The following is a 17,642-nucleotide window of genomic DNA, read 5'->3' on the forward strand; positions in this document are numbered from 1 at the left end:
GTGGCGAACCCCTGGGATGGGCCCAGCAGGCGCGGCGATTGCGAACGCGGAGTCGGCTTGGCCGCTCCGCAAGGAAGGTAGCCATTCATGTCGGTCGTCAACGATCCCATCGGCGACATGCTGACCCGTCTGCGCAACGGTTCGCGTGCGCGTCACGACAAGGTCGTCATGCCCCACTCGAACCTCAAGGTCGAGATCATCAAGGTTCTCAAGGCCGAGGGTTTCATCGGGGACTACACGGTCCACGAGCGCGCGCCGCAGAACGAGATCTCCGTGCAGCTGAAGTACGGTCCGGATCGCGCTCCGGCCATCACGGGTATCCGCCGCATCTCCAAGCCCGGCCTGCGCCGTTACGTCAACGTGCGTGAAATCCCCCAGGTTCTCGGGGGACTCGGCATTTCGATCCTGTCCACCTCCAAGGGCGTGCTGGTGGACTCCGAGGCTCGCAAGCAGAAGGTCGGCGGCGAGCTGCTCTGCACGGTCTACTAGCCAGCGGCCCGGGTGCCGCGGCTTTGGCCGCGACCTGGTCCTGCACGAGGGAATCATGAGTCGGATTGGAAAGCTTCCGGTCAAGCTGGCGGACAAGACGAAGGCCACGGTCGTGGGCCGCCAGGTCAATTTCGAGGGTCCCAAGGGGAAGATGGTCGTTCAGCTTCCCGCCAAGGGCGTGAAGGTGACGGTCGCGGGCAATGAGGTTCGGGTCGAGCGCGAGGATGAGTCGCGTGAGTCCCGTAGCCTGCACGGCCTGACCCGCACGCTGCTGGCCAACGCGGCCAAGGGCGTTTCGTCGGGCTTCGAGCGTCGCCTGGACATCCGCGGCGTTGGTTTCCGCGCCGAGGTCAAGGGCAAGGCGATCAACTTCGCGCTGGGTTACTCGCACCCGGTGGTGTTCAACCTCCCCGAGGGCGTGACGGCCGAGGTCGACAAGACCGCGCGCACCGAGGATGGTCTGCCCACCCTGGGTCTGACGCTGCGCTCCGCGGACAAGGAAGTCCTCGGCGCCGCCGCGGTGAACATTCGCGCGCTGCGCCCGCCCGAGCCGTACAAGGGCAAGGGCATCAAGTACGCGACCGAGAAGATCCGCCGGAAGGAAGGCAAGACCGGTACCGCCTAGTCGGAGTGAACACTCAACCGCATGGCCCCAAGGAGGGCCATGCGATCATCCGGGGGTGGAACTCCCCATCACCGCCGGACGGAGAAAGAATCAGCCATGTCGAACAAGGTCGATCCGCGCATCAAGAGGAAGAACCGCATCCGCAAGAAGCTCTCGGGTACCACGGAGCGTCCGCGGCTCACGGTCTACAAGAGCCTCAAGCACATCTACGCCCAGGTGGTGGACGACACCACGGGTCGTACCCTGGCCTATGCCTCCTCGCTGTCCAAGGATCTCAAGGGCAAGGACGAGGGCGACAAGAAGGCCGACGCCAAGCGCGTGGGTACGCTGATCGCGGAGAAGTGCAAGGCGGCCAATGTCGAGGCGGTGGTGTTCGACCGCAACGGCTTCCCGTACCATGGTCGGATCGCCGCCGTGGCCGATGCCGCGCGCGAGGCCGGGCTGAAGTTCTAGACACCTTTCGAAGAAGGAAGTTCCCAAGTGGCAACTCCGATCAATCCGAACGATCTCGACCTCACCGACCGGGTGGTGAACATCAACCGCGTCGCCAAGGTGGTGAAGGGCGGCCGGCGGTTCTCGTTCGCCGCGCTGGTGGTGGTGGGTGACGGCTCCGGTCATGTGGGCGTGGGCCTGGGCAAGGCCAACGAAGTTCCCGAGGCCATCCGCAAGGGCGGCGAGAACGCCAAGAAGAATCTCTTCCGCGTTCCGCTGCAGGGTCACACCATTCCTCACGAGGTGCTCGGGCACTTCGGCGCGGGGTGGGTGCTCCTCAAGCCGGCCGGTGAGGGTACGGGCGTCATCGCCGGTGGCGCGGTGCGCGCGGTCCTCGAGGCGGCGGGTATCCGCAACATCCTGACCAAGAGCCAGGGCTCGCGGAACCCCCACAACGTGCTCAAGGCCACCGTGGCCGGGCTCAAGAATCTGCGCTCCCCCGAGCAGGTGTCGCGCCTGCGTGGCAAGGACGTGGGTCCCACGAAGTCCGAAGAGGCGAGGGGCTAATCATGGCGCTGAAGGTCAAGCTGACGAAGAGCTCCGCGGGTTCCTCCGTGGACCAGCTCGCGACCATCGCGAGCCTCGGGCTGAAGAAGTTTGGCTCCGAGCGAATCCTTCAGGACACGCCGACCGTGCGTGGTCTGGTGAACAAGGTCCGTCACCTGGTGACGGCCGAGACGGTGCAGGGCGATGCTCCCAAGATCGCTCGTCGCAAGCCTCGGAAGATCCGGGCCCGGGACGCCGCGCGCGCCCGCAAGGCCCAGGCCTCGAAGGCCTAGGGTAAGAGGACTCAGACAATGTCGACTACGCTCAACAACCTGAAGCGGCCCGAGGGCTCCTGGCACCGTAAGAAGCGCGTGGGCCGTGGCCAGGGCAGCGGCCTGGGCAAGACGGCCGGTCGCGGTGGCAAGGGCCAGAAGGCTCGTTCCGGCAACATGCGGTTCGAGGGCTTCGAGGGCGGTCAGAGCCCGCTGCAGCGTCGGCTGCCGAAGTTCGGGTTCACCTCGCCCAACCGGACCATCTACGCGGTGGTGAACCTCTCGGACCTCGAGGGCTTCGACGCGGGGACCACAGTGGACGTGGCTGCCCTGGAGAAGCAGGGTCTCGTGAAGGGCCGCTACGACGGCGTGAAGGTGCTTGGCAGTGGCTCGCTGACCAAGAAGCTGACCCTGCGGGTCCACAAGCTCTCGGCTTCGGCCCGTGAGGCCGTCGAGAAGGCGGGCGGTTCCGCCGAGGAGCTTCCCCTGGTCGCCCACAAGCCCGAGTCCGCCGCGAAGGCGCACTCTGGCAAGGGCGTGAAGCAGGCCCGGAAGTGAGGGAAGGGCGGGTCACACTCTCAGTGGTGCCCGCCTTTCCACCGGTGTAGGATTTCGCGCCCCTCTCCGAATGCGGATTGGGGCGCTGTTGTTCTCGCCTAAACCTTTTTAGGGGATGGATCCCACGTGGCTCTGAACGCCTTCGCCAACGTCTTCCGCATCGCGGAGTTGCGTAGCCGGCTCATCTATACGCTGATGCTGCTCGCGGTGTACCGCATCGGCATCTTCATCAACACGCCTGGAGTGGATCGGGCGGCGATGAACGCGTTCATGGACGCCCAGCGCCAGTCGGGCGGCCTGTTCTCGCTCTTCAACCTTTTCTCCGGCGGTGCCCTGAACCAGATGTCCATCTTCGGACTGGGCATCATGCCGTACGTGTCCGCCTCCATCATCATCCAGCTCCTGGCTGTCGTGGTACCCAGCCTGGAGCGGCTGCAGAAGGAAGGCGCTGGCGGCCGCCAGAAGATCAACCAGTACACGCGTTATGGCACCATCCTGCTGTCGACGATCCAGGGCATCGGCATCTCGCGCTGGCTGGCGTCGCTCGGCCGCTCCGACGCGGGCCAGAACGGCTTCAATCAGGTGGTGGTGCCCAACGACAACGCCTGGTTCACGTTCATGACGGTCATCAGCCTGACGGCGGGCACCGCCTTCATCATGTGGCTGGGTGAGCGCATCACCGAGCGCGGCATCGGCAACGGCATCTCGCTCATCATCTTCGCGGGAATCGTGGCCGGCCTCCTGCCGAGCGGTAAGACGCTGTTGGACCTGGTGCAGCAGGAAGTGGTCAGCATGGCCGCGGTGATCGCGCTGCTGGCCTTCATGGTGGTGGTGGTGGCGGTGGTGGTCTATGTCGAGCGCGGAATGAGACGCATCCCGGTCCAGTACGCCAAGCGGATGGCTGGGCGGCGCATGTTCGCGGGTCAGGCCACCTACTTCCCGATGAAGGTCAACACGGCGGGCGTCATTCCGCCCATCTTCGCCGGCGCGTTGCTGTCCTTCCCCGCCACGCTGGGCACCTGGTTCCCGTTCCTCCAGGGCGTGCAGCGCAGCATCGAAGCCAGCCCCTGGGTGTACAACGGGCTCTTCGTGTTGCTGATCGTCTTCTTCTCCTTCTTCTACACGGCGCTGACCTTCCGGCCGGACGACGTGGCGGACAACATCAAGAAGCAGGGTGGCTACATTCCGGGCATCCGTCCGGGTCGGCAGACGGCGGATTTCATCGAGGGCGTGCTCAACCGCATCACCTTCGGAGGCGCGCTGTACCTGGCCGCCATCTGCGTGATTCCGTCCATCGTCACCAACCTGTTGGGTGTTCGCTTCACCTTTGGTGGGACCGCGCTGCTGATCGTCGTGGGCGTGGCCCTGGACACCGTCCAGCAGATCGAAGGTCACCTGATCAGCCGCAACTACGAGGGATTCGCGGGTCCTCGCGGTCCTCGCATCCGCGGTCGGGTTCGCGTAGCGGCCTAGTCCAGGCTGCCGCTTCGCGGGCGCTCCTCCCCCTCACCCCGGGGAGGGGCGCCTCGTCGTTCCGGGGGGGTGTACGAGCCGCGGGCGGGTGCCGCCATCCGCTTCCCGCGCTCCTTACCTGACGCGCTGAGAGAGAACACATGAACCTCATCCTGTTGGGTCCGCCTAACGCCGGGAAGGGGACCCAGGCAAAGAAGCTGTACGCGGATTTCTCGATTCCCCAAATCTCCACGGGAGACATCCTCCGCAAGGCGGTGCGGGAAGGCACCGAGCTGGGGAAGCTGGCCGGGCCGCTCATGGCCGCGGGCTCCTATGTGCCGGACGAGCTCGTCATCGGCATCGTCGAGGAGCGCCTCAAGGAAGCCGATTGTGCCAAGGGATTCATCCTGGACGGCTTTCCGCGCACCACGCCTCAGGCCGAAGCCCTCGAGCGCATGCTGGCCAAGCTGGGCAAGGGACTCAACGCGGTGGTGTCGCTCGAGGTGCCTCACGAGACGCTCATCGAGCGAGGCTCGGGGCGGCGCTCGTGTCCCAGCTGTGGATCCATCTACCATGTCACCCAGAACCCTCCGAAGAGGGCGGGCCTTTGTGACAAGGACGATACGCCCATCGTCCAGCGCGAGGACGACACGCCCGAGGTCATCGAACGGCGTCTGAAGAAGTACGACACGGAGACCTCTCCCTTGAAGCAGTTCTACGCGCAGCGGGGACTCCTCAAGAGCATCGATGGCGTGGGTCCCCCAGAGGGGATCTACGAGGAACTGAAGAAGGCCCTGGGCAAGGCCTGATCCTCCGAACAGAGCGCGAGTCCCGTTCGCCACCCCAGAGGCCGCCATGAGCCAGGTCGAGATCAAGAGCAAGGATGAGATCGCCCTCATGCGGGAAGCGGGGCGCATCGTCAGCGAGATCCTGGACGAGCTGGAGATGGCGGTTGCACCCGGGGTGAGCACCTGGGACCTCGACGCACTGTCCGAGAAGCTCATCTACCAGAAGGGGGCCAAGCCGGCGTTCAAGGGCTACCACGGCTTCCCCGCCTGCCTGTGCGCCTCCGTGAACCATGAAGTCGTCCACGGCATCCCTTCCAAGAAGCGCAAGCTCCAGGAAGGCGATCTGATGAAACTGGACTTCGGGGTCGTCTACCGGGGCTTCTTCGGCGACTCGGCCCGGACGGTTCCGGTGGGGAAGGTGAGTTCCGAGGCACAGGCCCTGATCGATGCCACCCGGGAAGCCCTGAACAAGGGAATCCAGGCCATGGTGGCGGGCAACCGGATTGGAGACATCGGCCACGCCGTGCAGGGCTACGTGGAACTCCGGGGCTTTTCCGTGGTACGGGATTTCACCGGTCATGGAATCGGCCGACGTCTGCACGAGAAGCCCGAGGTGCCCAACTACGGGCAGCCCGGCAGTGGGATGAAGCTTCGTCCAGGAATGGTCCTCGCGGTCGAACCGATGGTGAACCAGGGTACGTATGAAGTGGCCCTGTTGGACGATGACTGGACAGCCATCACCCTCGACAACAAGCTTTCCGCTCACTTCGAGCATACGGTGCTGATCACCGAGGGAGCGCCAGAGATCCTGACCCGGCGCCGGTCCGGGTAGGACGATGGAATACGAGGGAGTACCCGAGGGTTGTACGAGTTTCGTGATTTGCCAGCGCGAGGATGCTTGCCACTTCTGGACCAAAGTGTTATCCCGCCGCGCTTTCCGAGTTCAGGTGGTCCAGAGGGTTATCTGATTGCCGAAGGATGATTCCATCGAAGTCGAGGGGACGGTCATGGAGCCCCTCCCGAACGCGATGTTCCGCGTGGTGCTGGACAACGGCCACAAGGTGCTCGCGCACATTTCGGGAAAGATGCGGATGCACTTCATCCGTATCCTCCCGGGCGACAAGGTGAAGGTGGAGCTGTCCCCGTACGATTTGACCCGGGGCCGGATCACCTACCGAGCGAAGTAGCAAAGGCCTGGTTCCGCGGAATGGCGGCCAGGCCTTCAGGGCTTTTTTCTTCTAAAAGCGAAGGAAGGGAAGTACCGCCATGAAGGTTCGGGCGTCCGTCAAGAAGATCTGCGACAAGTGCAAGGTTGTTCGTCGCAAGGGTATCGTGCGCATCATTTGCGCCTCCAACCCCCGGCACAAGCAGCGCCAGGGCTAGAGTCCCCTCGGGGATTCTGAGCTCCAGACCAACTCCACCCAGAAGGAACGACGAAGATGGCTCGTATCGCCGGCATCGACCTCCCGCCCAACAAGCGCGCGGTGATCTCGCTGCAGTACATCTACGGGATCGGCAACAAGACCGCCCACGACATCATCGAGGGAGCGGGAATCGACCTCGCTACCCGGACCAAGGACCTCACCGAGGAGCAGACGCGTAAGATCCGCGAGCTCATCGAGGCGAACTACAAGGTCGAAGGTGACCTGCGCCGCGAGGTGACGATGAACATCAAGCGGTTGATGGACCTGGGCTGCTACCGGGGTCTGCGTCACCGCAAGGGTCTGCCGGTGCGCGGTCAGCGGACGCACACCAATGCGCGTACCCGCAAGGGTCCCAAGCGCGGCATCGTGCGTGCCAAGCCGGCGACGGCCGCTCGCTAGTTCTTTCACCTGCGCCGGCTCCGTGAGGAGTCGGCGTCGATCACCTACTTCCAGGAGCAACGAGTTCCATGGCTGAAGAGACCAACGCGACGCCGGCCGCCACGGCCCCCGCGGCGGGCGGCGAGGCCGCAGCGCGCAAGAAGAGCAAGAAGGGCAAGAAGAACATCCTCAACGGCGTGGTCCACATCCAGTCCACGTTCAACAACACCATCATCACGATCACGGACGTGTCCGGGAACGTGATCTCCTGGTCCTCCGCTGGCGCCCGCGGCTTCCGCGGCAGCCGCAAGTCGACGCCGTTCGCCGCCCAGGTGGCCGCCGGTGACGCCGCGGCCAAGGCCATGGAGCACGGCCTGAAGAACGTGACGGTGCTGGTGAAGGGTCCTGGCGCGGGCCGTGAGTCCGCCCTGCGCGCGCTCGCCGCCGCCGGCCTGAAGATCGCCCTCATCCGCGATGTGACGCCCATCCCGCACAACGGCTGCCGTCAGCCCAAGCGCCGCCGCGTCTAGTTCCATTCCGGGCCGCTTCCTCCCCAGGGAGCGGCCCTAGACCATCTTTCGACACGGAGAAGCATCGTGGCCCGTTATACCGCCTCCTCCTGCCGCATCTGCCGGCGGGAGAACCTGAAGATGTACCTCAAGGGTGACCGCTGCTACACGGACAAGTGTGCCATCGAGCGGCGTCCCTATCCCCCCGGTCAGCACGGCCAGGGTCGCGTGAAGTTCTCTGGCTACGGCGTGCAGCTGCGCGAGAAGCAGAAGGTCAAGCGCATGTACGGCCTGCTCGAGAGCCAGTTCCGCGGCTACTACCACCGCGCCTCGGCCGCCAAGGGCAAGACGGGTGAGAACCTCCTGCAGCAGCTGGAGCTCCGCCTGGACAACGTGGTGTTCCGCATGGGCTTCGCGGACACGCGCAACGAGGCGCGCCAGCTCGTGCGCCACGGCCACTTCACCGTGAACGGCAAGCGGGTCAACATCCCGTCCTTCGCGGTCAAGCCGGGCACCACCGTCGAGGTGGCCGAGAAGAGCCGCAAGATGCTGCGCATCGCCGAGGCCCTGGAGACCGTGGACCGCCGTGGCGTGCCGCAGTGGATCGACCTGGACAAGAAGTCCTTCAAGGCCACGGTGAAGAGCCCGCCGAACCGCGAGGACCTCACCATGCCGATCCAGGAGCAGCTCATCGTCGAACTGTACTCGAAGTAATCCCCCTGGCACGCCTGGCCTCCAGGCGAGCCGAGGATGCTTCCGCACGCGCCCTGGCCTCACCGCCGGGGCGTCGTGCTTCTGCCGGTGCCTTGTTCCCCCAGGGCCCGGCCGTTATTCAGACAACCCCCCTCGTGCCCATCCTCCCGCCACCCTGGCGGGGACGTCGGTGGTGCGGCACGCCCCGAGGAGCAGAAGGACATGGCTGACACTTTCATCGCGAAGAACTGGCGGGACCTCATCAAGCCGCGTCGGCTCGAGGTCGATCAGGACTCGCTGACCCCCACCTACGGCAAGTTCGTGGCCGAGCCCCTGGAGCGGGGTTTTGGCACCACGCTGGGCAACTCGCTGCGCCGGGTGCTCCTGTCGAGCCTCCAGGGTGGCGCGGTCACCACGGTGAAGATCGAGAACGTGGACCACGAGTTCCAGACCATTCCCGAGGTGGCCGAGGACGTCACGGACGTCGTGTTGAACCTGAAGGAGGTCCTCCTCCGGATGCACACGAACGAGCCCAAGACGCTGCGCATCGAGGCGGAGGGTCCCAAGGAGGTCAAGGCCGGTGACATCATCGCCGACCAGGACGTGGAGATCCTCAACCCGGGTCACCACATCTGCACCATCTCCGAGGGTGGCAAGGTCCGCATGGAGCTCACCTGCCGCCGCGGCCGAGGCTACGTGCCCGCCTCCGCCAACAAGGTGGTCGGCTCGCCCATCGGCACCATTCCGATCGACTCGCTCTTCTCGCCCATCCGCAAGGTGAACTACCAGGTCACCAACGCGCGCGTCGGTCAGGTCACCGACTACGACAAGCTCACCCTCGAGGTGTGGACGGATGGTTCCGTCACGCCCCAGGACGCCGTCGCCTACGCGGCGAAGATCGTCAAGGAACAGCTCACCGTCTTCGTCAACTTCGACGAGACCGAGGAGCCCGTGGCCGTCGAGGCGCCCAAGGAGGAGGCCAAGCTCAACGAGAACCTCTTCCGCTCCGTGGATGAGCTGGAGCTGTCGGTCCGCTCGGCCAACTGTCTGCAGCAGGCCAACATCAAGAGCATTGGCGACCTGGTGCAGCGCACCGAGGCCGAGATGCTCAAGACCAAGAACTTCGGCCGCAAGTCCTTGAAGGAAATCAAGGAGATCCTCGCGGAGATGGGCCTGTCGCTCGGCATGAAGCTGGAGAACTGGCCTCCCAAGACGCCTCCGGCGGCGCCTCCTCCGGCTCCCCCGGCGGCTCCCAAGGCCTAGCGTTTCGTGCTTTAACCCGCGCGTCCGGGGCGGCACGGTCGCATGCCCCGGTCTCGAGGGGGACTCTCACCGGTCCAACACATAGATGGTGGAGCCCGTGCCGGTTTCCATCCTTCCCACCCGGTACCTCATACGGCCGGAGTGGTGGGCTCCCGCAAGAGCCCGGAGTCAGTACCCATGCGCCACAAGGTCGGACAGAGGAAGCTCCACCGCACCACGAGCCACCGGCTCGCGATGCTCCACAACATGGTCACCTCGCTGCTCGAGCACGAGGCCATCCGCACCACGCTGCCCAAGGCCAAGGAGGCCCGGGCCCTCGCCGAGCGCATCATCACCCTCGGCAAGCGCGGTGGGTTGTCCAACGTGCGCCTCGCGGAGCGGACGGTTCGCAACCGCGCCATCCTCCAGAAGGTGTTCAGCGAGTACAAGACGCGCTACGCCACCCGTCCGGGCGGCTACACCCGCATCGTGCGTCTCGGCTTCCGTCGCGGTGACGGCGCCGAGATGGCCCTGCTGGAGCTGGTGGATCGTCCCGCCAAGGCCACCCCGGCCGAGGTTCCGGACACCGAGGCCGCCGCGGCCCCGGAGACCAAGACGGAGTAGTCAGCCGTCCCGGTGAATGTCGTTCATGGGAGCGTCCTTTCTCTCGGGGAAGGGCGCTCCCATTGTTTTTGGGGCAGCCTCGTCAGTGCTCATCCTCCGTGAGGTTCTTGCCCTCCTGCATGAGGGTGGCCCGGCCGTCGGACGTGCGCATCTCCACCCCGCGGATCTTGATGTCGCTGGGCGCCGCCTGGCCCTGTCCGCCCAGCAGTTGCTTGGGGGTGACGGTGAGCGGATTGGTCGGGTCCACTCGTGCGACGGAGGCCCGCCACTCCTGTCCCCGGTCGTCCTTGACGATGATGATGACGTCGAGCCAGGAGTCCCGGCTCTTGTTGACGATCGTCAACGAGGAGCGGCTGGCGACATGGGTCAGCTTCGCTCCGAACTCGCCCGTTTCCTTCACGCCTCGCGAGCACGTCACCCCTACCGTGCCGATGGACAGCAGCAGCCATCCCCCCACGATGAAGGCCTTGTACTTGAAGAAGCGATCCTGCTGCCGGAAGTCCTGAACCATCTCCTTCGCGATGGACAGGGCGTTCAACATGGCGTTGGCGGACTCGGCCTGGAGCCGCTTGCCCACCGCCGCCTGCGTCTGCTCCTTCGGCAGGGGCTCCGTTCTCGCGGCGGACATCACTCGCGGGTTCGTCGTGGACGACGCGCGGGGCAAATTCGTGGACGACGGCGTCCCTCGGGAGGGCGGCTGCGGGTGGTTGGCACCATCACTCATCAGGCCTCCAGTCTAGAGGCCCCGGGCCGCCCCTGGCTAGGCTTCACGGCGTCTTGAGTTGCTGCAGGGCCCTCGACGCCACCGCGTTCTCCGGTTGCGCCTCCAACACCTTGCGCAGCCATCGCTCCGCCTTCTCCGCCGCCTCCCGCCGCGTCTCCGGCCGCGACGACTGCCTCGCCTGCTCGGTGAAGAGGATGCCCAGGCGCAAGGTGAACTCGATGTTCTCCGGATCCTTGTCCACCACCCGCATCAACTCGCGCTCGGCGCCTGCCCAGTCGCCCTGGAACTGGAGGACCAGGGCCCTCTTTCCTCGCGGTGGCACCGCGTCTGGTTGCAGGTACGTGAGGATCCGGAAGGCCTCGTCCGCGGCCTTCAGGTCCTTGCGCTCCAGGTGCAGGTCCCCCAGCCGGAACCACGCCAGGTCCAACAGCGGGTTGAGCTCCACCGCCTTCTCCAGGTACGGGCGCGCCGCCTCCGGCCGCTGCCGCGTCAGGTACAGCTCCCCCAGGTAGAAGTGGTTCTTGCCGTCCGAGGGCGCCAGCTCGATCGCCCGCTTGAACTCCTCGACCGCCCGGCCCGCGTCGTCCACCCGCTGCCACGCGAGGCCCATCAACGCGTGCACCACCGCCAGGTCCGGGTAGTCCCGCAGAATCTCCTCGAAGGCGATGATGGCCGGGTGGGGCGCGTCCAGCTCCTGCAAGTAGCGCATGCCCTCCTCGAGCTTGGACTCGGCCGCCTTGGGAAAGCGCGCGAACGGGTCCGCGATTTGATCCATCAGCGCCCGGGCTGTCGCCACTTCCGCCGGGCTCGGCTCCTTGCCCACCAGCACCGCCAGCGCCGCCACCGCTCCCCGCTCGTCCCCCGTGCGATGCAGGGCCTTGGCCAGCGGCAACTGGAACCCCGCCCGCTCCGGGGCGAGCTCGACTGCCCGGCGCAACGGCCCCACCGCGGCCGTGTACTGCTCGGACTCCAGCAGGGCCACGCCCAGGCGATGGTGGAACTCGGGCTCGTCCGGCTTCATCTCCCGCGCCCGCTCGAAGGCGGCCACCGCGGGCGCCCCCGCGTCCGACGCCCGCGAGAAGTACGCCAGCCCCAGCATGTAGTGGTTCACCGCCCGCTCGGTCTGCGTGTTGCGCCGCCGCAGCTCCGCGATCCACGCGCCCGTGTGCCCTCCCTTCACCTGCGCCGCGGTGAGCGTGCGCGCCACGTCCAGGTCGTCTGGATGCCGCGCGGCCTCGGCCTCCAGGAGGGGCAGGGCGCGCTCGGGCTCGTTCCTCGCGAGGTACTCCCTCGCCTGGGCCCGGGCATCCAGGGGCGCTCCGGCGGCGGTGTGCCGGCATCCCGTGGCCAGGCCCAGGCCCAGCACGGCCACGCCAACCCAGGTGCTCCGCCGCACGCGAGGAGGAATGAAGGGGGGGAAAGGCAGGGTCACTCGGTTCTCCTCAGGTCGCCTTCTTGTGGCGGGCGGGGGTCTTCCTGCCCTCGACGCCCACGTCGGCGACGGCATCCTCGGAATCGCCGCCCTTGCCGCCCAGCTCGAGGCTCTGCGCGATGATGACGTCGCGCACCGCCCGGGCCAGGCCCTCGCGGTCGTTCTCGGCGAAGGTCGTGGTGTCGATGGGCTTGCCAATCTTCACGTACACGGGGCCCGGAACGATGTTCCAGGAATTCTTCGGCATCACCGTGCCCGAGCCCTCGATGGTGATGGGCACCACGGGCACGCGCGCCTTGAGCGCCAGCGCGAAGGGCCCCTTCTTGAAGGGCAGCACCTTGCCGTCGTCCGAGCGCGTGCCCTCCGGGTAGAGGAACACGCTCGTGCCCGCACGCACCTTGCGCGCCGCGGCATCCAGCGAGGCGATGGCCTTTTCCCGCCGGCCCCGGTTGATGAAGATGTGGCCCGCCAGCCACAGGTACCAGCCGATGAGGGGCACGTACTTGAGCTGGTGCTTGGCCACGTAGCGGAAGTTCACCGGCACCGCCACGAAGTGGATGGGGATGTCCAGGGTGGACTGGTGGTTGGAGACGTAGATGGTGGGGCGATGGGGATCCACGTTCTCCTGGCCCGTCACCACCAGCCGCGCGCCCCCCGTCGCGATGAGGATGGGCGACCACAGTCGGCGCGCCACCCACACCATGGAGCCCGTGTTGAACGTGAAGAGCGCCGCCAACAGCGTCACGGGAAAGAAAATGGCGGTGGCTATCGCGGTGACCACCATGCACAACAGGTTGCGTAGCATCCAGGCGACCTCGACTTCGTCCAAAGGGGGAGCCCTCCACCCAGGGCCCCACGCCTCTCGCCGGGCAGGGGGTCCTCCGGCCCGGTCCAGGGGCTCGGCGCGGGCAAGGGCCGCATCGGGGCCGTATCTATCACCACCTTGCCGCTGGTGTGTGCTGCCCGGTGAGGGTAGAAGCGTCCGGGCCTTGGCTCGGAAGAAGTTCATCGCGATCGCGGGAAACATCGGAGCGGGAAAGACGGAGCTCACGTCCTTCCTCTGCCGGAAGTACGGCCTCACTCCTTTCTTCGAGCCCAACGAGGAGAATCCCTACCTCGCCGATTTCTACCGGGACATGAAGACCTGGGCCTTCCGCTCCCAGCTCTTCTTCCTCACCGCGAAGTTCCGCCTCCAGCGCCAGATGGAGCGCTCGCAGGGCACCGCCTTGCAGGATCGCACCCTCTACGAGGACGCGGAGATCTTCGCCAAGAACCTCCACCGCCAGCGCTTCATCGACAAGCGCGACTGGGGCATGTACCGCGATCTCTACGAGACGTTCTCCCAGACCCTCGCCCCGCCCGATCTGATGATCTACCTGCGCTGCCCCGTGCGCACCCTGCGCCAGCGCATCCGCCTGCGCGGCCGCGAGATGGAGCAGGACATCCCCCCCGCCTACCTCAAGCGACTGAACGGTCTGTACGAGGAATGGTTCAGTGGCTACAAGTTGTCCCCCGTCCTGGTTCTCCCCACGGACAAGCTGGACTATCTGACGAACCTGGTGGACCGCGTGGACCTCTTCCAACAGATCGAGAAGCACCTGTGAAGGAGGTCTACCTCGTCGCCCTCGAGAGCGACGCCCCCGTGCCCTCCGACGCGCTGGCCGCCGCCTTCGAGATCGAGGAGCTGGCCTTCACCCCCAGCGCGGACGGTCCCGCCTTCACCGTGGAGGCCGAGGACGCGCGCGTGGAGGTCGTCTTCGAGTCGCGGCCCGCTCCCCAGGAGTGGACCGCGGACCTGTTCTCCGGCAGCGAGCCCGCCCTGGAGGCGCTCGGCCGCGCTCGCTCCTTCTACCGCCTGGCCTTCGAGCTGAGCCCGGTGCAGCCCACCGTGCCCGTCTTCGCCGCGCTCGTGTGCGCCCGCGTGCTGCTCGCGCACTCGGCCGGGGTGCTCGTGGACATCACCTCGTCCAAGGTCCACGAGTCCGACGACGTGGCGGAAATCACCGAGCTGGACTTCGACATCCGCGATCACGTCAACCTGCACGCCGTGGAGGTCATCGAGGGGGAAACCCCCCTGTGGGTGCACTCGCACGGCATGGAGAAGTTCGGCGCGCGCGACCTGGAGATCTTCCACCTGGGAGAGCAGGACCTGCTGCCCGCCGAGGCCTTCCTGCATGAGCTCTGCACGGACCTGGCCTTCGGACAGGGTCCCCCCCTGCGCACCCAGATGGGCACGAGCGAGGGTCAGGCCTTCATGCTGGTTCCCTCCGAGGAGGCGCGCAACAACCTGCTCGGCGTGCCGCTGGATGCCTTCGAGGGGCACGAGGGCCTGTTCCTCACGGTGGTGTCGCCCCAGGGACGGCACAACACCGCGGAGCTCCTGCGTCCCTTCCGCGAGCGCTTCGTGCAGGAGCCCACCGAGCGCACCGAGACGATGCACCAGGAGTCCCAGGCCCTGCTGCCCGCCTTCAAGGCGCGCCTCTTGCGCCGCGGCCTCATGGAGCCGCTCACCTTCCTGGTGCGCGCCCCCTTCGAGACTCATCCGGAAGGCCGCTCGATGACCGAGCAGCTCTGGCTGGAAGTGCTCTCCTGGGACGACGCCGTCATCGTCGGCCGGCTGGTGGACGGCGCCGTGCACACCACCGAGTGGCGCAAGGGCGCCCATGTGGAAGTGCCCGAGGCGGACGTCAACGCCCTGGCGCTCAGCCGCGAGGGCCGCACCCTCGAGGACGAAGAGGTGCGCGCGCTGCTCGTCGCCGAACGCCCGATGTGACGTCCCGCGCGCACATGCCCGCCCTGTTGCTCCTCTCCGGCCCCGCGGCCGGCCTTCGCCACGAACTCCAGACGGAAGCGACGATCGGCCGCAGTCCGTCGTGTGAGCTGCCCCTGCCCGCGGACGACCGGATGTCGCGCCGTCACGCGCGCTTCTTCGTGCGCGATGGACAGGTGCTCCTCGAGGACCTGGGCTCGCGCAACGGCACCACCGTCAACGGCGAGCGCATCACCGGCGAGGTGGTGCTGCACCCCGGTGATCGCGTCCAGGTGGGTCAGACGACGGTGCTCGTGGCGCCCCCCGGCGCCGCCGTGCGCGTGGGCGCTCCCCAGCCCGGCACGAGCCACCTGCCCATCCAGGAAGTGCTGCCGCACGTGGGCATGGAGGCCGCCCTGTACTCGGCGGGCGCCGCGCTCCTGGGCGCCACGAGCGAAGCGCGCGTGCTGCGCTACCTCTCCGAACAGGCCCTGCTCGCGCTCCACGCGGACGCGGCGGCGGCGCTGCTCGGCAGCGTCAAGGGCCTGCTCACCGCCTCCGTCGTGGGCGCTCCTTCCGTGGAAGTCCCTCGCGACATGGCCAACGCCGCCCTGGAGCGCGCCGAGCAGGGCCGCTCGGACTCCGTGCTGTGCTCGCCCCTGGTCGCCTCCGGCGGGCCTCCCTTCGGGCTGCTGTACGTGGAGCGCGCCCATGCTCCCTTCTCCGAGGCGGAGGGGCAGCTCGCCATCATGCTCGGACGGCTCGGCGGCGAGGCCTATGCCGCGGTGCGCTCGCTCTCAGGACCGCAACCCGAGCGCGTGGAGATGGTGGGCGGCTCTCGGCCCTTCCGCAAACTCGTGGAGCAGGCCCGCCGCGCCGCCGCGAGCGATGCCCCCGCCGTGTTCTTCGGCGAGCCCGGCACCGGCAAGAGCCTGTGCGCTCATTACGTCCACACCCGCTCGCCTCGCTCGCTCGGGCCGTTCGTGCGCGTGGATTGCCGCGAGGAAGCCCTCCTGGAGGAGTCCCTCTTCGGCCGCACCAGCCGCCCCGGCGTGCCGCCCCTTCCCTCGGCCCTGTTGCGCGCCGATGGGGGCTCGCTGCTGCTGCTCCATGTGGAGCGCATGCCCCGCGCGCTGTCGGAACGGCTCGCCCGGTTGCTCTCGCGCAAGCGGGCTCCGGGGCGCGAGGGTGGGGAGGAGCCCGTCGATGTCCGGCTGCTGGCCACCGCGACCGCTCCGCCCCGGGTGCTCGTCCAGCGGGCCGAGATGGAGGAGGCCCTGGCGTCACGGCTGGCGGGGCTCGAGCTGGAGCTGCTTCCGTTGCGCGAGCGGCGCGCCGACATCCCCGTGCTCTTCGAGCGCTTCGCCACCCGGGGGGCTCTCGCGGCCCGGGGTCCTCCGCCCGAGCTCACTCCCGAGGCCCGCCGGCTCCTCATGGAGTACGCGTGGCCCCACAACGTGCGGGAGCTCGAATTGCTGGGTGAACGGCTCGCGCGGCTGTACGCCGGTTCGGAGATCGCCGCGGCGCTCCTGCCCCCCGAGTTCCAGCCGGGAACCGCGTCCTCCGAGCCCCTGACCCTGCAGGAGCGCGTGGCCCGGCTGGAGCGCGATACCATCGCGGAGGCCCTGCGCACGGCGGGCGGACGGAAGATCGCGGCCGCGAAGTTGTTGGGCATCAGCCGGCCCACGCTCGACAAGAAGATCGAGGACTACGGCCTCACCGTGGAGCGCCGGCGCGTGTGAGAGACCTCAGCGCTTGCGGCTGACGAGCACTCCCGCGATGACCAGCGCCGCGCCCACGGCCTGCCAGCCTCCCGGGCGCTCGCTCCGGACGAGCCACGCGGTGAGCGCCGCCACCACGGGCGTCCCACTGCTGTAGAGCGCCGTGCGGCTGCTGCCCACCGCCTGCACGCTGCGGCTCCAGATGAAGTAGGCGAGCACCAGGGGCACCAGCGCCGAGTACACCACGCCCACCCAGACGCCCGGGCCCATCGTCTCCGGCCTCAACTCCCACACCGAGGGCAGGCCGAGCAGCACGACTCCCGGCGCGCCCGTGATCATGGTGAGCGCGGTGATGCGCAGCGCGGACAACTCCGGGCCGAGCCAGCGCAGGCCCACGGTGTAGAGCGCCCAGCACAGCGAGCAGCCGAGGATGAGCAGATCCCCCGTGCGCGTCGAGGCGTCCAGGCCCGGCCCCCGATCGCTGACGATCAGCACCACGCCCGGCACCGCGAGCACCAGGCCCAGCACGATCGGCCGCCGGAGCTTGTCCACGCCCAGCGCGGCGCCCAGCACCGCCGTGAGCACGGGCGTGCCCGAGGTGAGCAGACCGCTGTTGGCGACGGTCGTCTTCGCCACGCCCATGACGAAGCAATACTGGTAGAGCGTATGGCCCACCAGTCCGAGCCCCACCACCTTGAGCCAGGTGGCGCGGGGCAGGGGCTTCCAGCCCTCGCGCATGTGGAGCACCGCGGCCATGGCCGTCGCCGCCAGGGCGAAGCGCAGGGACATGAAGGCCTCGGGCGGCATCGAGCCCACGGCCTCCTTCACCACCGTGTAGTTGGTCCCCCAAATGAGGACCGTGAGGAGGAGGGCCAGGTCCGACAGGGAGATGGCGCGAGGCGGCGCGGAGGAGACGGTGCTGGCGGAACTCAAGGCGGACGGCGGAATAGCGCCCGCGGAGCGCGCTGGCAACTGGACGATGCG

23 protein-coding genes are annotated in these 17,642 nt (G+C 67.4%); 19 read left to right on the forward strand and 4 right to left on the reverse strand.

Going from position 1 to position 17,642, the window contains the following annotated elements; all coding sequences use genetic code 11:
- Nucleotides 1-87 precede the first annotated feature (87 nt).
- From rpsH to rplQ, 16 genes are all read left to right on the forward strand, one after another.
- Nucleotides 88-489 (forward strand): 30S ribosomal protein S8, encoded by a 402-nt coding sequence (gene rpsH / locus MEBOL_RS33170; protein WP_095981185.1) that lies wholly within the window; start codon nt 88-90, stop codon nt 487-489.
- Between the two features lie 55 nt (nt 490-544).
- Nucleotides 545-1,114 (forward strand): 50S ribosomal protein L6, encoded by a 570-nt coding sequence (gene rplF / locus MEBOL_RS33175; RefSeq protein WP_095981186.1) that lies wholly within the window; start codon nt 545-547, stop codon nt 1,112-1,114.
- A gap of 96 nt (nt 1,115-1,210) precedes the next feature.
- Complete coding sequence (gene rplR / locus MEBOL_RS33180) at nt 1,211-1,567, forward strand: 50S ribosomal protein L18 (protein WP_095981187.1); 357 nt, start codon at nt 1,211-1,213, stop codon at nt 1,565-1,567.
- Between the two features lie 27 nt (nt 1,568-1,594).
- Nucleotides 1,595-2,113 (forward strand): 30S ribosomal protein S5, encoded by a 519-nt coding sequence (gene rpsE, locus MEBOL_RS33185; protein WP_095981188.1) that lies wholly within the window; start codon nt 1,595-1,597, stop codon nt 2,111-2,113.
- Nucleotides 2,114-2,115: 2 nt separating this feature from the next.
- Nucleotides 2,116-2,385 (forward strand): 50S ribosomal protein L30, encoded by a 270-nt coding sequence (rpmD, locus tag MEBOL_RS33190; protein WP_095981189.1) that lies wholly within the window; start codon nt 2,116-2,118, stop codon nt 2,383-2,385.
- A gap of 18 nt (nt 2,386-2,403) precedes the next feature.
- Nucleotides 2,404-2,922 carry a 50S ribosomal protein L15 gene (gene rplO, locus MEBOL_RS33195; RefSeq protein WP_095981190.1) on the forward strand — a complete coding sequence of 173 codons (519 nt, stop codon included), beginning with the start codon at nt 2,404-2,406 and terminating at the stop codon, nt 2,920-2,922.
- Between the two features lie 126 nt (nt 2,923-3,048).
- Nucleotides 3,049-4,395, forward strand: a complete 1,347-nt coding sequence (gene secY / locus MEBOL_RS33200) for a preprotein translocase subunit SecY (RefSeq protein WP_095981191.1) — start codon at nt 3,049-3,051, stop codon at nt 4,393-4,395.
- 140 nt (nt 4,396-4,535) lie between these two features.
- Complete coding sequence (locus MEBOL_RS33205) at nt 4,536-5,183, forward strand: adenylate kinase (RefSeq protein WP_095981192.1); 648 nt, start codon at nt 4,536-4,538, stop codon at nt 5,181-5,183.
- A gap of 46 nt (nt 5,184-5,229) precedes the next feature.
- Entirely contained in the window at nt 5,230-5,994 is a 765-nt protein-coding gene (map, locus tag MEBOL_RS33210; RefSeq protein WP_095981193.1) for a type I methionyl aminopeptidase, read from the forward strand.
- 136 nt (nt 5,995-6,130) lie between these two features.
- Nucleotides 6,131-6,349 carry a translation initiation factor IF-1 gene (infA, locus tag MEBOL_RS33215; protein WP_002614803.1) on the forward strand — a complete coding sequence of 73 codons (219 nt, stop codon included), beginning with the start codon at nt 6,131-6,133 and terminating at the stop codon, nt 6,347-6,349.
- Between the two features lie 79 nt (nt 6,350-6,428).
- Complete coding sequence (gene rpmJ / locus MEBOL_RS33220) at nt 6,429-6,545, forward strand: 50S ribosomal protein L36 (protein ID WP_043321360.1); 117 nt, start codon at nt 6,429-6,431, stop codon at nt 6,543-6,545.
- 56 nt (nt 6,546-6,601) lie between these two features.
- Nucleotides 6,602-6,985, forward strand: coding sequence for a 30S ribosomal protein S13 (gene rpsM / locus MEBOL_RS33225; protein ID WP_095981194.1), 384 nt, complete (start codon nt 6,602-6,604; stop codon nt 6,983-6,985).
- A gap of 68 nt (nt 6,986-7,053) precedes the next feature.
- Nucleotides 7,054-7,494 carry a 30S ribosomal protein S11 gene (rpsK, locus tag MEBOL_RS33230; protein WP_095981195.1) on the forward strand — a complete coding sequence of 147 codons (441 nt, stop codon included), beginning with the start codon at nt 7,054-7,056 and terminating at the stop codon, nt 7,492-7,494.
- Between the two features lie 66 nt (nt 7,495-7,560).
- The gene (rpsD, locus tag MEBOL_RS33235; protein ID WP_095981196.1) at nt 7,561-8,187 is read left to right on the forward strand and encodes a 30S ribosomal protein S4; all 627 of its coding nucleotides are present in this window, start codon (nt 7,561-7,563) and stop codon (nt 8,185-8,187) included.
- Nucleotides 8,188-8,388: 201 nt separating this feature from the next.
- The gene (locus MEBOL_RS33240; RefSeq protein ID WP_095981197.1) at nt 8,389-9,429 is read left to right on the forward strand and encodes a DNA-directed RNA polymerase subunit alpha; all 1,041 of its coding nucleotides are present in this window, start codon (nt 8,389-8,391) and stop codon (nt 9,427-9,429) included.
- A gap of 177 nt (nt 9,430-9,606) precedes the next feature.
- A complete protein-coding gene (gene rplQ / locus MEBOL_RS33245; RefSeq protein WP_095981198.1) occupies nt 9,607-10,032 on the forward strand; it encodes a 50S ribosomal protein L17 in 426 nt (141 codons plus the stop codon).
- An 82-nt stretch (nt 10,033-10,114) separates the two neighbouring features.
- Here rplQ and MEBOL_RS33250 read toward each other — a convergent pair whose 3' ends face one another.
- The 3 genes from MEBOL_RS33250 to MEBOL_RS33260 all read right to left on the reverse strand — a co-directional run bounded on the left by MEBOL_RS33250 (nt 10,115) and on the right by MEBOL_RS33260 (nt 12,993).
- Nucleotides 10,115-10,660, reverse strand: coding sequence for a hypothetical protein (locus MEBOL_RS33250; RefSeq protein WP_095981199.1), 546 nt, complete (start codon nt 10,658-10,660; stop codon nt 10,115-10,117).
- A gap of 139 nt (nt 10,661-10,799) precedes the next feature.
- Entirely contained in the window at nt 10,800-12,182 is a 1,383-nt protein-coding gene (locus tag MEBOL_RS33255; protein ID WP_245920195.1) for a tetratricopeptide repeat protein, read from the reverse strand.
- 16 nt (nt 12,183-12,198) lie between these two features.
- A complete protein-coding gene (locus MEBOL_RS33260) occupies nt 12,199-12,993 on the reverse strand; it encodes a lysophospholipid acyltransferase family protein (RefSeq protein WP_095983153.1) in 795 nt (264 codons plus the stop codon).
- 184 nt (nt 12,994-13,177) lie between these two features.
- Here MEBOL_RS33260 and MEBOL_RS33265 point away from each other — a divergent pair, with 184 nt between their 5' ends.
- The 3 genes from MEBOL_RS33265 to MEBOL_RS33275 are packed head-to-tail and all read left to right on the forward strand — an operon-like array spanning nt 13,178 to nt 16,679.
- On the forward strand, nt 13,178-13,792 hold the full coding sequence (locus MEBOL_RS33265; protein WP_095981201.1) for a deoxynucleoside kinase: 615 nt from the start codon (nt 13,178-13,180) through the stop codon (nt 13,790-13,792).
- On the forward strand, nt 13,789-14,961 hold the full coding sequence (locus MEBOL_RS33270; protein ID WP_095981202.1) for a DUF2314 domain-containing protein: 1,173 nt from the start codon (nt 13,789-13,791) through the stop codon (nt 14,959-14,961). The genes MEBOL_RS33265 and MEBOL_RS33270 overlap by 4 nt, the downstream gene beginning before the upstream one ends.
- 14 nt (nt 14,962-14,975) lie before the next feature.
- Nucleotides 14,976-16,679, forward strand: coding sequence for an FHA and sigma-54 interaction domain-containing protein (locus MEBOL_RS33275; RefSeq protein WP_095983154.1), 1,704 nt, complete (start codon nt 14,976-14,978; stop codon nt 16,677-16,679).
- 6 nt (nt 16,680-16,685) lie between these two features.
- Here MEBOL_RS33275 and MEBOL_RS33280 read toward each other — a convergent pair whose 3' ends face one another.
- Nucleotides 16,686-17,591, reverse strand: a complete 906-nt coding sequence (locus tag MEBOL_RS33280; protein ID WP_095983155.1) for a DMT family transporter — start codon at nt 17,589-17,591, stop codon at nt 16,686-16,688.
- Nucleotides 17,592-17,642: the final 51 nt, after the last annotated feature.

The organism is Melittangium boletus DSM 14713, assembly GCF_002305855.1.
Taxonomy (GTDB): domain Bacteria; phylum Myxococcota; class Myxococcia; order Myxococcales; family Myxococcaceae; genus Cystobacter; species Cystobacter boletus.